The organism is Methanospirillum hungatei, from assembly GCF_019263745.1.
Taxonomy (GTDB): Archaea; Halobacteriota; Methanomicrobia; order Methanomicrobiales; family Methanospirillaceae; genus Methanospirillum; species Methanospirillum purgamenti.
This window is the reverse complement of record NZ_CP077107.1, coordinates 501,485-514,464: the sequence shown is the minus strand read 5'-3', so window position 1 is coordinate 514,464 and position 12,980 is coordinate 501,485. Positions and strand designations below refer to the sequence as shown.

Genomic DNA, 12,980 nt, shown 5'->3' with positions numbered 1-12,980 from the left:
CATTCACATGGAATTCTGAAGAAGAAAATATCAAAATTCATAAGAAACCTTGATTCGCATCTTATGGATTTGCTCATAAAATAATACTGCACGAATCGGTGTAATCTCGCGAAAAATTTCCATGAAAAAAGCGATATTCAGATTCTTATTACAGATGCTTAGTCCCTTGTTTAGTATGAAAATCAACCTTACTTATCTCGCTGGATTATTGAGAATTCGTAATAATTCAGGAAGGTCATTTTTTACAGACTGCCAGATGATATCGGTATCAATCTTCGCATAAGAATGAATAAGAAAATCGCGTGTCTTTGCATATTCAGACCATGGTATTTCAGGATATCGATCTTTGGTATCTGAAGATACTAATTTTGCAGCCTCACCTATCACTTCTAGACACCGAATCAGGGCATACTGAAGTTGTCTATCCTTCATAAGATCTTCCCTAGATCTGTTTCCTAGAAAGGAGATAGCATCAGAACACATTATTTGAATATCTTTGAGAAGGGAGAGATCACGATCCATATATTCTCACCATGGTTGAGAGAATCTCTTGTTTTAGAAATGGATTCATAAAATCATCAATCGCCTTACGAGTGATGATATCAACCTTTCTTCCAAAGGAATTCTCCAAACTAGTTTGCAGTGCTGCAAGCTTGAGAAGTGTTATCTTTGCATCGGGCTTAAATTCGACAATTAGATCAATATCGCTCTCTTCAGAATAATCCTCACGGATTGCAGAGCCAAATATCCATAATGAGGAGATATGAAACTGAGGGATAATCGTTGTTTTGATATCTGATGGAATTTCTGGAATGTTCATCGTTTATCCAAACCGTCAATTAGTAGTACTATATTCCTTGTACCATAGATATCAGTATTGGCTCATAATACTCTCGTAATTCTTCGTAATCTGCTCCAAGAAATCCACGTCAATCTCTTCTCAATCGTTGACACTTATATGTATATATCAAGATTCAGGAGATATCATTTCCCCTCGATCTCTGGTTGTTTAACTCTTTTTCTGACCGTTCACATATCTCTCGCTGGTTGGCTTTTTCTTTTTACGGCTAAAATAACCGATACTTAATATGAATATACCCTCTATCTATTGAGCCGGTTGAAAAAATCTTTCATCGATCAAATAAACCGAGAGGGTTTGCCTGATATGAGATCGATGATGGGGATGCGATCGCCTGGCAGGATCCGGGTGATCACTTTGGGATGTGTGAGACCTGCTTCTCCCAGCTCTGCGAGTCAGAGGTGAGAACGTGATCACTCCCCTGGCCGTGGACCGGTTTCCAGTCTTCCGGAGTATCTACTGCCCGCATACCCTCGGGCAATGTCCGCTGCACCGCTGGCAGATGAACTGCCTGGCATGCGACCGGTATTCCTGGGTAAGGAGGCTTGTGTTTGGGGGTTCTGCATGAAACTGTCCCGAAGGCCGATCATTGAAGCCTGTTTCACGAAACGGTATCCTCACCTGAAGTTCGTGCAATGTTTGGTCCGGAGAAACCGGATCTGTGAATTATCCGGGAAAGGGATCGGGTATCTCCGGGTCTGTCCACTGAAGGAGGCCTGTGCAGCTTGCTGATGCCCTCCAGCTGGTCCGGAGTGAATACCCTGTCTTCGGCATAGAAAGCTCACGGGCATATTATCACCGGAACCGTGAAAAGATCCTGCAGCGGAGGAGAGAGAAGAGGTTTCTGAACTTTTGCGGACCAGAGGCTGCAAGGTCCTGACTGGAAGGAGTACTTCCCTCTGGAGGTGTGTTATGGAAAGGTTTGCGGTTGTTCGAGAGTGTTTGTCTCGTTCGCTGGAGAATCTTGGGCGGTTCCGGGTTGTAGGGGAGATGATTGTGATATACCTGGATGGGATCGGATCGTTTCAGGTCGAGATAGCCCAGGTTATCCCGGTTCTTCTCCGGTTAGGGGATGAGGTAATCCGGGACCGGGTGGGAGGAGCAGTCGGTATGATGAGTCTGTCCGGGAGGGGGAAAGGAGTGAAGGTGGTTAATCGGGAGCGGTTGTATGTGGTTCCGGTCCGGAGGGTAAAGCGAGTACTGGAGGGGAAGGAGAAGAAGGGGGCGGTGTTTGAGGTGAGATAATTAATTAATTAATGAGGAAAGATGTAATGACTAAAAAATTATGACAAAACATTATTAAATAACTCAATGAGGTCCAAAATTTCGTATTTTTCTATTGGAGATAATTTATCACTATGAATTATCGATTGGTTGAAATTGTTGATTATATACGATTTTTCTCTTTGAACTGTTAAATCGTGAAGCAATTTTACAAGTAAAACATTTCGTGAATCTATTTTCTCAGGTTTTTGCCATAATAATTCTGTGAATTGTATTCCAACACTAGTTGAAGAATCGATATCAGATTTACCTTCTTTCAAGCATTCGAGAACTTCAATAAATGGAGATTTAATATCCCATTCAGCTAGTTCCGCGGCTTTCAACAAAACATAAGAATTAACACTTGTGTGGAAATAATGACGCAAAATAAGTTGAATTGTAAATTTTTCTAGTTGATCAGACGTGATCATATTACTAGCAAACAGGTCCATTAACAGAACCTGTGTCCAAACACACGAGCAGGAGTATAGTTGTTTAGCAATTGCCTGAAGGAGTCCATCGTCAGAAAAGAGAATATAATTCGGTTGAGATGCAACAAGAATTGTATCAGTAGACGATTCCCCAAAAAGATTATTATATTCCTCTTTCTTTGTCGATTTTAGATTCAAGGCTGGATAACAAGGGATTATTTCACATTTTAATCGGACCCATTCCAACATTTTCTCGAGGTTCTCTCTCGCCTTTTTTATTTGGTCAGGACTTATTGGTACATAACCGAGATTATCTCCAATTTGGAAAATCGTCATATAACCTCGCGCTTTTTGGCCTTTATAGTTCAGAATAGCACTGTGAATCAAATCTATTGTACTTTGTGTAATCCCAAATTTTCCAAATTTTTTAACAATAATGTCCCCGATGCCAAGAGAATAAACAGTTTGAAGGGCGATAGGATCTATTATTAGTTTACAATTGAGGTTTAGGCTTTGTATTGCCTCATCTCTTTCATTACCATTCCCCGAACAACAGAAAATCCCGAGCGTAGAATCATTAGAGAGGCATTCACAAACCGAGAATATATCTCCCCTAATTCCCTCTGTAACGGCAGCAATGGTTAATTGTCGTTTTTTATAACAATCAAAAATTGGACTGGCATGTTGTTGATTCAGGCTCACTATCTTCTTGAGATTCTGAATATCATCGGGCACAAGTTTCCCATCAGGTCCAGTTCCGAATGGAATACGATAGATTCCAGGACTACTTGGGAATAATTGGTTGAAACTGTTTACACTTTCTTGAAAGGCGTAAATATATTTGCTGAGAATACTTGTAATCTGGATTGTGTTTTCGATGAATGGAGTTTTTTGCAAGGATATTGATTGACCATCACTTTTCCCTAATAGTTGTTTTCCGAGATCGCTATCCAACCTCAATTCAAATTTTTCAGGATCCTTTAGGGATGTGTCAGATATTATGTACTGTGAAGTTTTTCCAAAATGATCTATCAGTTGTACTGCAGAATCAATACCAACAGAAGATGGCTTTGCTAATATGGGTGAGCGGTCTTCAATATTTAAAATTAAATGAATATAATCGAGGTGCGCTTCAGGGAGGCAATAGTATTTATTTCTGAGAACATATGCCAATTGGATTGCATCATCAAACATTCCCATTGAATAGTATAAATGAGCTAACTTCGCTCCCACATTATAAGCAAGGTTCTCATTTTTGGGCCGAGTTTTTAAAAACTCGAGGACTTTTTCGGAATTATCCAAACGCAAATTTACTATTGCCTCATTCAATTTCATTTCATAATCTTCGGGGTGGAGTTTAAGGTATTGTGCACAAACATTTGCAGCTCGAATCAGATCGCCGATTTTATGATAAATTGCTAGTTCAATAGTCGTAGAATGTGGAAGTGGCCCATGGATTGCATGTAATGAGCGGCATAATTCTAACGCACGTTTATGATTACCGCCGAGATAATAAGCGTCAATCAGCTTTTGGGCGAACGGTGTATTTTGTATTGGATCGATGACACTCTCAAATATCGTCGCGGCCTCATCGAAATGGTGTAATTTCAAGAAAATATCGGCAATCTCTAATTTCTGTAATGGAGGAATTGACTCTGAATATAACGCCTTTATTTTTTGAATAAATGGCTCAATTTTATCATTTTCTCCAATGAACTGTAAAAGTTTTACGAGTTCAACTACCTTCGTAACATCATTTTCATTCTTTTCATATTGAGATTGAGCGATGGATTTAGCTTCAGAATAGAACTCTTTTCCTTTATCAGTAGTAAATGCGATTAAAAAATGATAGAGAACACTTTCTTGTTCCTTAGTTCTGTTCTCTCGGAGAAAATCATTTAGTATTTTAATACCTTCATCGAATTTATTCTGCTTTCTTAAAGAATTCAAGTACATCCACAATGCATCGGGCGTAGAAGGATCCCATAGAACTTGTTTAAACAAAGATTCTGCGACAGAAATATGTCCTAACTCAAACTCAACAAGTCCTTTTAGGTGAATATAACTTGGATTTTTTGGATCTAAATCATACGCTTCGTTAATATCTTTTGAGGATTCATTTTTTTGACCAAGAATTCGTTTGGCAACGCCTCTTTCTGCAATCCACGATGAATGTACCTTTTGAAGATTAGGATCGACTGAGATACGTGACCATACTTCGTCAAAAAGTAAAATAGACCTCATTAATAGTTGACGAGGCTCATCTGATAATTGCAGACCTTCAAGCGTCTTATCATTACTTTTAACACCATTTAGGAGGGATGATGCAAGCAATCCTTTTAAGATTAAATCTTCCTTTTGCTCTGTATTCTTGAGTGCTATTTCGAGCCAATTTGAAGATTCTACGAAATTTCCATGATTATAATAAATATGTCCTAAAGCTTCGGCGATATCTTGAGTATCGATCACTTCTTGTGGAATGGATGGCAATATTTTATCTATTGATTCGCTTCGGATTTTCGATTGAATAATTATCGAATAGGCACGTGCACTCGATGGATTATTTTGCAGTACCATATGTGCATATTCTAGGGCTTTACTATAATTTTGATTCAGTAAATACCCAAATGCAACATTTTCAAGAGATTTTTCGCTATTTGGATTATATTGCAAGGCTTGTATCAGTAATTTTCCACCATCTGAAAATTTTTTTAACTGAATATTTGCAACTGCTTCATTCGTAAGTATACGAAATTTTACTTCATTTGAGGCTCTCATTGATGTTCTATCTTTAAGTGAATAGAGCAGGGAAAGAGCAGTTGAGGGATTATATTCATCGAGTAACTTTTTGATAGCGTTTAATTCTGCATTATATTCGGTACTAAGTAGTTCTTCGGTAAAATCAGATGAGAATATGTGTGTATTTTCAAAAGAAAGCCTTTGAATATCCTTCGGGGTATGACATGAAAATTGCGTTAACTGTGTCTTACTTGTTGGAATACGGGTGATAATCTCCAAATCATCCCCTGAACTCTTCTTTAGTGGCCCATAATTTGCTAACACCTCGAACGCAAAAGCGCTTGCATTTTTTACCGCACTTTCCTGTGACCCCGATGCATCGGATTCAGATTTTTTATCAATCAAATCGGATATCCCACGAATCAATAATGCATCTATTTCTCTATGATCTGTTGCAACTTGTAAGAACCCAAGACCTTCCATCTCGACTGCTAGTGCATCGCCATAAAAATCCTTTATTTCTTTATATTCCTTCGATTCTTTTGATGCAATTACTTTCGCACCCGCGACGATTGCTCCCACGAAAGCCTTTGGCGGTTTCTGTTGAAGAGGAAGGTTCAGCCTTTCGACCCATTTTTCCTCCCGTACAATTGCTCGAGAAAGATGTACCATAAAATTATTCGGAGTAACGACCTCGGGTCTTGGATGAAATTCAACTTCAGCTTTTCCAGATTCATACCCGTAAACTTTCGTTGATGACACAACATCACCAACAGCTACATCTTTTAATCCTCCAGCAACACCGACAAAAAGAACAATATTTGGATTGAATATCGCGAGGGCACGTTCTGTTTCTTTAGCTGCTTTTATGTTGTAGGCCCCTGTTTCAACTAAAGTCACTTCCCATTCAAAATTATTTAATGTGATTGAACCTGTCTCGTATATTGATCCATTGTGATGAACTTTTTTTTCCGGGTTAGTGAGATATGACAGAACAGCATTATATTCAAGTCCCAGTGCAGTGAGAATTACTGCTCGATAACGGAAAGGAACTGCTTCTTGAATAAATTCGGAACCCGTACCTGTTTCTTTCGTCATAACTTACTCCAAAATATGTATAAAATCTGTTTCGCTAGTTGAAATTTATAATCTATTTTTAATCTTCCAGCAAAATACGGACTTGGGGCCGTTGAGATGAATCATATTATCCAGTTATTCTTCTAAGAAGACCATAGTCTACAAAGTATTATTGTCTATATTTTTGGGAATTTCAATTATCCTACTTCTGAAATGGATTTTTTTTATTAAATATCAAAACAATCAATCTATTTTTTTTAAAACGTTGGGTTTCTGATTTAATCGATTAAGGGATCTGGTATCTCCGGGTCTGTCCTTTAGAAGAGGCCAGTGCAGCTTGCTGATGTCCTCCGGCTGATTCAGAGTGAATACCTGGTCTTCCGGCACCGGATTCGGATCCTGCAGAAGAGGAGAGATAAGAAATTTTTGGGTTTATGCAGACCAGAGGTGTGTCGTGGGAAGGTTTGCGGTTGTTTGCGAGCGTTCGTCCCATTCGCTGGAGAAAGTTGGGCGGTTCAGGGTGGAAGAAGAGATAGTTGTGATATACCTGAACGGGATCGGACCGTTTCAGGTCGGGAGAGCTCAGGTGATCCCGGTTCTTCTCCGGTTAGGGGATGAGGTGATCCGGGAACGGGATGGAGGAATAGTCGGTGTGATGAGTCTGTCCGGTAGTGGGAAGGGAATGAAGATAGTGATCAGGGAGCGGTTGTATGTGACTCCGGTCCGGAGGATGAAGCGGGTGCTGGAGGGGAAGGAGAAGAAGGGGGCAGTGTTTGGGGGTGAAAAATTATAGTGGAGTACATTTCTTACCATTATACGCCTCCATCTTTATATTAGGGAGTTTATCTTCGATTTCTTTTTTAATTTTAGTAGAATATTCAATAATTTTTGCTTGAGACGTAATATCATTCCCCCAAAAAATCATTGGTTTAAAAAGAATAAAATAAAAAACAATTCTTATTGTAGGTGTAACCTGATATGGAACAAGCTCTACTATTTTATATTTTAGGTCTTTTGGAAGTAATATTTCTCTTTCACGGAGGGATTCATTATCAGAATCATTTACTGGATAATCCCCTATATACAATGCATGACATCCTTTGGGAATAAATGAAGTTAGTATTATTAAATGACCTTGAAGAGATGGTTTCGAAAATTTTATTGCAACTTCTAAATCATAAGAAAATGGCAAAAATGCACATTCTGAATAATATGCCGTTTTATCTGAATAATCACCAGGAAATATGTAAGGTTGAATTCGCACCTGTTCAATATTATTAGTTCCTCGAAAAACGATGTATTCCGTGTTTAGCGTTTCACTTAATATTACTCTCTGAAGTTGATTCGCTTTGGCAATATTTTTTATAAGGCGTTCCCTATCGGCATTAAATAACTCTGATTCAGGTTGACAAAGCACATCATTGATATCTGATTCTTCTCTTATCCAATCTTTAATTAGCTGAATATCTTCGGGAATAAAATCCGTTCTCTCTTTTAATTCAATATCTTTTAGATTTGTATTCATTTATCAAAATATGTTTTCTTTCCAATTATACTTTTAAAAAGGAATAGTAACTATTGATTTGAGTTTAATATTGTCAAGGGTTATTTAAAAAAAACATAAGTTCATGATTTCTTTATTGTCGCTTCTGTCGCCCCGTTCCCCAATCACTCCTCTCTCCTCCTCCCGTTTCAGATCCCGGTTCAACCATTTATATACTCCCGCCAATTTCTATTCAGTCATGATAGATCACGGCAGGGGTCAACGAACATGGCAGATTTCACACCGACTGCAACGGTGAAGACTACATTCAGAGAGCTTGCTGTTCCAGAGGGCAGTATGGCAGTATTCACCTCAAGAGAGGGCGACATTCTGACCAATAACCATTAGGGTGTACGTCTTTGAGAGGCCTGGAGTCACCCTTCCAGGGGTCTCAAAGGCATCCGAGTCCTATATCGGCCGGGTCATTTATGAGAATAACGAGGCCAAGACTGTCGGGACCATCAGCATCAAGGCTCCGACACCTTCAGCTTATCACTAATGTCAACATGATTATCGCCACCACCGCCCTGAATACCGCAATGGGGGGCATTCCGTCCCATGATAGTTCAGAGGACCGGTTCAGCTGCACCCATTTGCCATCACTGATGCGGCTAATCTCTATTTAGTCCGGTTTGCCCGTGATTCCCTAACCCTCTCATCCTATGAGGCTGATGGCATCCGTATCGGACATGACCTATGTGCTCATATTGGTGCACTCGCATAAAAAACACAATATTCCCTTTTACCCTTTTCGAGATATGGAAATGAATTGGATTTACGTAAGAGTCTGAGTGATCTGCCTTTTTACCCATTCATCGGGAGAGAAGATCACCAGTCACCATGTCTTCACTGATGACCGGGCGGTCCTTTTCTGGAATCTCCGGTTCAGCGGAACTGGCTCTCTCCACCATCCGGGTGAATAGTTCCGGAGCATTCGGGTATGATGAGTATATTGAAAATAATCGGATACAGGATGTCTTCTCGTTCCTCTGGTCTTTTATGGGATCGTAAAATGAGGAGAGGCGATCCGGAGAACTGGTTGTCCTGGGAGAAGGTGAATATGATGGATGGAAGTCTCGTTCTGGCTCTGGTTTCAACCGATGCAGCCATTCTGAATGGCATAGGGCTCTTAAAAATATGAAAAAATTTGTGTCACCATTTTTTCCAGTAAAATTGCATTTGTTCGTTCAAAAGCTGATGAAGAAATTAACCAGAATTTCGTAGATAGTTATAATTATAAAAAATATCTTGGACACAACTTTTCGTCGATACTTTTAAATATATGATAATAATAGGGATTGATATGAAATGGGGATCACAGATTATTTGTAATAGGTTTTGCAGAACAGCTCTGGTTGTGCTAATATTTTTATCAGGATGGATGGGAATTTTAAATCCTGCCTCAGCGTCCATAAAAGAGCATGCTTATTATTCGGAAAACTATGAAATGCCACACTCACACAGCGTTGAGAACCTTTCAGTTTTCCTTACTGAAAAGCATCAGGATTACGATCTCTTTGGTTATAATTTCTGGGCTAGCTTAGAAGATACTACAGGAGAGATAACTTCATTTTTCTTTGGATTAGAACAAAAAGGACAAAAAGCCACTGGTGGCGTAGGGTTTCTTAGCAAAAATTTTGAGAATGACTCTCCGGAGAATAATCAGAACGGGTACATCTGGTCAGGATTTGAAAACGACAATCTTGTAACGACTATCAATCCATGGAGTATTGAACTCTCTGATCCAAACAATTCTTCCTCCTATATCCGGATAGAACTTCTCTCCGGATTTTTCGGCTCAGTAAATGCCACCTACCGGCTTTCTGCTGATACTCTGGATGAATCAGGAAAATTGATCAAAGTAAATGTAATACTCAACGATCCCTTCGGAGTCATCAATCAGGGATATGGAACTACTTCTTTCTTCCCTCAATACCTCACCGATCTTCAGCGGAAAGAGATCATGAAGCTACCAGATAAAACAATTGGGAATTATCTTAATGCTACAAATGATCCGATGGATTGGCAGGGTGACTATTACTATGCTCTCCCCTTGATGGATGTTTTGTCTTACACAATTGAATATGAAGGGAAGGTTATGAGCGGAATCAGAGGAAAAAGCTGGTTGGATTACTTTGTCCAGTCTTACAATGTCGAATCATTGAGCAATATGACTGGTTCCAGATGGAATTGGATTGCAATTCAAATGCCAGAAATAAATGCTGCTATCAATTTACTCAGCCTCATTAATGATACGGGTGAATTATCATCAGCAAGACTATTTAATATCACCAATGGAAAATCAAGAAACGGCGCACATATTGCCTCACATTCATGGGAAATTGATAAGATAACAGTTGATCCGGTAAATGGTTCTGAATGGGTAAGTCCCACAGGGAAAGAATATTTCCTCACCTACAATATTACTCTGGAATCATCAACTTTGCCAGGAAAGTTACTTGTAGAGGTTTTTAAAGACCAGGAACTCGTAATGAGTGAAGAACAGACTGATTATCAAGGCCTTGGAAAAGTTACCGGGACTATTGGTGAGTCAGACATTCATAATGGTCAAGCGTGGCTGGAAATTGAAGCAATTTAATCTCTTTTTTATTCTTAATTCGGTTCAATGAATATTTGGTAAGGTTTAAAAAATTGATATTTTCATTCGTTCAATTTAGGTATCTGAGATTAGTTCCGTGGATAATTAATTAACAAACTCTATAGTTCAGGTTGATATTCAGTTATTTCTATCAAATGGGTAACAGTCATCTCATTTATCCAACTCAAGATCAGTCAATCTTGAATTAAGTACACGAATACCCCTCCTTATTACTGATCATTTTCCTCTTTTTTTGCAGGATAAATTTTCTGAATTTCTTTAACTCCCCTATTGAACAGATTCTCCGAAGATTATGAGTCAAATAATTTAAACTTCATCATCCTGAAAATGAGAAATTGTTTAGTAATCCGGGAGAGAATTGTGTGTTATAATTCTAAATCCTACATCATATCGACAATTATTGTCTATTTGATGACTTGAACGAACCCCTTGAAAATAAGAATAAATGATTAAATCTATCATGATTTCCGGATGATAAAATGCTACATCCTGACCTTCATCCCATTAGTTTCATATAATGGGGATTGGTTTAGAATTGAGATTAAATCGATGAGTATGTAACCGAAATCATCATTGGGAACTCAATTTCTGAAACACTTTCGTAATTGCCGGTAAAAATTTAACTGTCTCATTGAAATAAAATGGGTGAATATCACTAAATTATTCGTTCAATTGAAGATCTTTTCCATCTAACCAGGCATCTCCGATATGTTCTCCAAGGTTCCAGTACCGGTTATCTGGCATACTCAAAAATATCGGGTCAATACTATTGATATCTGGTTTGCCATCTGCCATAATTTCACCATCTACCCACACTCCCACTATCTCCCCAAGATACAAACTATTTGTAGGGAGTGGAATGATTTGAACAAGTTTACATTCGATAGAAACCGGACATTCTTTGATGAGTGGAGCGGTTTTTAAATTCCCATAGAAAATGTCAAATACCTTTGATTTATCAGTTTTCGATCCAGAAACGATACCACAATAATCCGTTTTAACAATGAGATCAGTTGAGGGGATATTTACTGAAAAAGTTCCATTCTCCTCTATTCCTTTCGGAGTGTAATGGTGATTTCCAATACCACAAACGATCATAGGTGGATTAGCATTTGCTCTGGCCACCCAGCCAACAGTCATAAAATTTGCATTTCCAGATACCTGTGTTCCGACGAGTACGACAGGCATCGGAATAAAAAAATTGTTACCAATTTGCTCTTTATTCATAGCATCAACCAAAAATTCAATAAAAATCATCGTCCCTTGAGGAGTGAATGATTTAATTATCTGATCAGTTACTGAAGATTAAATAAAAGTCACTATTCCTAAGGAAAGTGACTATCAATAGGGTAAGTTAAGAACAGATTGGTATTAAAAAACAAGTTTTCCTATTCCGATAAAAACACAAACTACTTAATTATTCTATTATAAATGGATTTATGGACAATAATCCTATTTTTAAGATTTTTGAATCATTACCCCGGCTTGGAGGGGGGGATGATGAACACACAAAAAAGGCCTTTTTACTAATTGCTGATCCACCTGAACAAGGAGGTGAGATTCTTGATGTTGGTTGCGGGAAAGGAATGCAGACGATCGCCCTTGCCCGTCTTTGTCCGTCCTGCAGGATAATTGCTTCAGATATTCATCAGCCCTATCTCGATGTGGTGAATGAAAAAATTATTTCTGAAGGTTTTACCGGGAGAATCAAAACAGTCTGTGCATCTATGGATGATCTCCCCTTTGAAAAGGAGGCTTTTGATATCATTTGGGCTGAAGGATGTTCATCTATCATAGGTATCGAAAAAGCCATCAGGTACTGGAAATCACTTCTGAAACGGGGAGGATACATAATGATCTCCGATATTTTTTGGTTTACGAAAACTCCCTCTGATGAGCCACGGGATTTTTTCGACGAATACCATCCCTCTATGATGTTTGAAGATGAAGGATTTGAGATTGTTCGGAATGCCGGTCTTGAAATGGTTGGATCCTTTAGGCTCCCTTCTCATGTATGGGAGGAAAGTTACTATGGAAAAATGAGAGAAAAGTTTGGAGAACTGGAAGAGGAATATGCAAAAGATGAGCCTGCTCTGATGGTAATTCATGGGCTCAAAAGGCAGATGAAGATTTTTGAGAAATATTCTGACGAGTTTGGGAATACATATATTGTAATGAGAAAACCATTATCATGAATTATTGATTTTAGTACTTCTCCTTTTTTAATCAAAAATAATGTTGTAATTTATTAAGAATATCAAATCATCCTAGAATTGGTAAAATATCTGATCACATTTTTATTATGTGGTTATTATACATATATCAATCTGATTTAATAAATAAGTAGATTTTACAACCTTGAAAATAAAAATGAGGTGTTCTCCTCCAGTAAGAGATGAATTTTCATTGCATATCTTTTCGAGGCTAAACCACCAAAATATCTCTTAG

Annotated in this window: 14 protein-coding genes and 1 pseudogene; 8 read left to right on the top strand and 7 right to left on the bottom strand. The window is 38.4% G+C overall.

Annotated features, from left to right (window positions below; all coding sequences use genetic code 11):
- Positions 1-192: 192 nt before the first annotated feature.
- Both KSK55_RS02475 and KSK55_RS02470 read right to left on the bottom strand, forming a co-directional pair.
- Positions 193-522 carry a HepT-like ribonuclease domain-containing protein gene (locus KSK55_RS02475; RefSeq protein ID WP_214418565.1) on the bottom strand — a complete coding sequence of 110 codons (330 nt, stop codon included), beginning with the start codon at positions 520-522 and terminating at the stop codon, positions 193-195.
- Complete coding sequence (locus tag KSK55_RS02470; RefSeq protein WP_214418564.1) at positions 512-820, bottom strand: nucleotidyltransferase family protein; 309 nt, start codon at positions 818-820, stop codon at positions 512-514. The genes KSK55_RS02475 and KSK55_RS02470 overlap by 11 nt, the downstream gene beginning before the upstream one ends.
- A gap of 448 nt (positions 821-1,268) precedes the next feature.
- Between KSK55_RS02470 and KSK55_RS02465 the strand changes: the two genes are divergently transcribed.
- From KSK55_RS02465 to KSK55_RS02455, 3 genes are all read left to right on the top strand, one after another.
- Positions 1,269-1,427 (top strand): hypothetical protein, encoded by a 159-nt coding sequence (locus KSK55_RS02465; RefSeq protein WP_218608046.1) that lies wholly within the window; start codon positions 1,269-1,271, stop codon positions 1,425-1,427.
- Positions 1,424-1,591 (top strand): hypothetical protein, encoded by a 168-nt coding sequence (locus KSK55_RS02460; protein WP_218608045.1) that lies wholly within the window; start codon positions 1,424-1,426, stop codon positions 1,589-1,591. Before KSK55_RS02465 ends, KSK55_RS02460 begins: the two co-directional genes overlap by 4 nt.
- A 180-nt stretch (positions 1,592-1,771) precedes the next feature.
- A complete protein-coding gene (locus KSK55_RS02455) occupies positions 1,772-2,104 on the top strand; it encodes a hypothetical protein (protein ID WP_218608044.1) in 333 nt (110 codons plus the stop codon).
- Positions 2,105-2,142: 38 nt separating this feature from the next.
- Here KSK55_RS02455 and KSK55_RS02450 read toward each other — a convergent pair whose 3' ends face one another.
- Complete coding sequence (locus KSK55_RS02450) at positions 2,143-6,390, bottom strand: PIN domain-containing protein (protein ID WP_218608043.1); 4,248 nt, start codon at positions 6,388-6,390, stop codon at positions 2,143-2,145.
- A gap of 265 nt (positions 6,391-6,655) precedes the next feature.
- Positions 6,656-6,862, bottom strand: coding sequence for a hypothetical protein (locus KSK55_RS02445; RefSeq protein ID WP_218608042.1), 207 nt, complete (start codon positions 6,860-6,862; stop codon positions 6,656-6,658).
- A gap of 27 nt (positions 6,863-6,889) precedes the next feature.
- On the opposite strand from KSK55_RS02445, the gene KSK55_RS02440 reads away from it, so the two are divergent.
- Positions 6,890-7,162, top strand: a complete 273-nt coding sequence (locus tag KSK55_RS02440; protein ID WP_218608041.1) for a hypothetical protein — start codon at positions 6,890-6,892, stop codon at positions 7,160-7,162.
- Here the strand turns inward: KSK55_RS02440 and KSK55_RS02435 are convergent.
- Positions 7,157-7,894: an ADP-ribosyltransferase gene (locus KSK55_RS02435; RefSeq protein ID WP_218608040.1), complete on the bottom strand. Its 738-nt coding sequence runs from the start codon at positions 7,892-7,894 to the stop codon at positions 7,157-7,159. The genes KSK55_RS02440 and KSK55_RS02435 overlap by 6 nt on opposite strands.
- Positions 7,895-8,752: 858 nt before the next feature.
- On the opposite strand from KSK55_RS02435, the gene KSK55_RS02430 reads away from it, so the two are divergent.
- The 3 genes from KSK55_RS02430 to KSK55_RS02425 all read left to right on the top strand — a co-directional run bounded on the left by KSK55_RS02430 (position 8,753) and on the right by KSK55_RS02425 (position 10,511).
- A complete protein-coding gene (locus KSK55_RS02430; protein ID WP_218608039.1) occupies positions 8,753-8,923 on the top strand; it encodes a hypothetical protein in 171 nt (56 codons plus the stop codon).
- Position 8,924: 1 nt separating this feature from the next.
- Positions 8,925-9,053, top strand: a complete 129-nt coding sequence (locus tag KSK55_RS16345; RefSeq protein WP_256664155.1) for a hypothetical protein — start codon at positions 8,925-8,927, stop codon at positions 9,051-9,053.
- Between the two features lie 162 nt (positions 9,054-9,215).
- On the top strand, positions 9,216-10,511 hold the full coding sequence (locus KSK55_RS02425) for a hypothetical protein (protein WP_218608038.1): 1,296 nt from the start codon (positions 9,216-9,218) through the stop codon (positions 10,509-10,511).
- 363 nt (positions 10,512-10,874) lie between these two features.
- Here KSK55_RS02425 and KSK55_RS02420 read toward each other — a convergent pair.
- Together KSK55_RS02420 and KSK55_RS02415 are read right to left on the bottom strand one after the other, a co-directional pair.
- Positions 10,875-11,113: pseudogene (locus KSK55_RS02420) on the bottom strand (transposase); the annotation flags it as partial.
- Between the two features lie 79 nt (positions 11,114-11,192).
- Entirely contained in the window at positions 11,193-11,759 is a 567-nt protein-coding gene (locus tag KSK55_RS02415; RefSeq protein WP_218608037.1) for a flavin reductase family protein, read from the bottom strand.
- 212 nt (positions 11,760-11,971) lie between these two features.
- On the opposite strand from KSK55_RS02415, the gene KSK55_RS02410 reads away from it, so the two are divergent.
- Positions 11,972-12,727: a class I SAM-dependent methyltransferase gene (locus tag KSK55_RS02410; RefSeq protein ID WP_218608036.1), complete on the top strand. Its 756-nt coding sequence runs from the start codon at positions 11,972-11,974 to the stop codon at positions 12,725-12,727.
- The last annotated feature ends 253 nt before the right edge of the window (positions 12,728-12,980 follow it).

Excerpts from the sequence above, each read along its gene's own strand:
- KSK55_RS02475 (WP_214418565.1), bottom strand. The coding sequence starts at position 522 with ATGGATCGTGATCTCTCCCTTCTCAAAGATATTCAAATAATGTGTTCT.
- KSK55_RS02470 (WP_214418564.1), bottom strand. The coding sequence starts at position 820 with ATGAACATTCCAGAAATTCCATCAGATATCAAAACAACGATTATCCCT.
- KSK55_RS02460 (WP_218608045.1), top strand. The coding sequence starts at position 1,424 with ATGAAACTGTCCCGAAGGCCGATCATTGAAGCCTGTTTCACGAAACGG.
- KSK55_RS02455 (WP_218608044.1), top strand. The coding sequence starts at position 1,772 with ATGGAAAGGTTTGCGGTTGTTCGAGAGTGTTTGTCTCGTTCGCTGGAG.
- KSK55_RS02450 (WP_218608043.1), bottom strand. The coding sequence starts at position 6,390 with ATGACGAAAGAAACAGGTACGGGTTCCGAATTTATTCAAGAAGCAGTT.
- KSK55_RS02445 (WP_218608042.1), bottom strand. The coding sequence starts at position 6,862 with ATGGGACGAACGCTCGCAAACAACCGCAAACCTTCCCACGACACACCT.
- KSK55_RS02435 (WP_218608040.1), bottom strand. The coding sequence starts at position 7,894 with ATGAATACAAATCTAAAAGATATTGAATTAAAAGAGAGAACGGATTTT.
- KSK55_RS02430 (WP_218608039.1), top strand. The coding sequence starts at position 8,753 with ATGTCTTCACTGATGACCGGGCGGTCCTTTTCTGGAATCTCCGGTTCA.
- KSK55_RS16345 (WP_256664155.1), top strand. The coding sequence starts at position 8,925 with ATGAGGAGAGGCGATCCGGAGAACTGGTTGTCCTGGGAGAAGGTGAAT.
- KSK55_RS02425 (WP_218608038.1), top strand. The coding sequence starts at position 9,216 with ATGAAATGGGGATCACAGATTATTTGTAATAGGTTTTGCAGAACAGCT.
- KSK55_RS02415 (WP_218608037.1), bottom strand. The coding sequence starts at position 11,759 with ATGAATAAAGAGCAAATTGGTAACAATTTTTTTATTCCGATGCCTGTC.
- KSK55_RS02410 (WP_218608036.1), top strand. The coding sequence starts at position 11,972 with ATGGACAATAATCCTATTTTTAAGATTTTTGAATCATTACCCCGGCTT.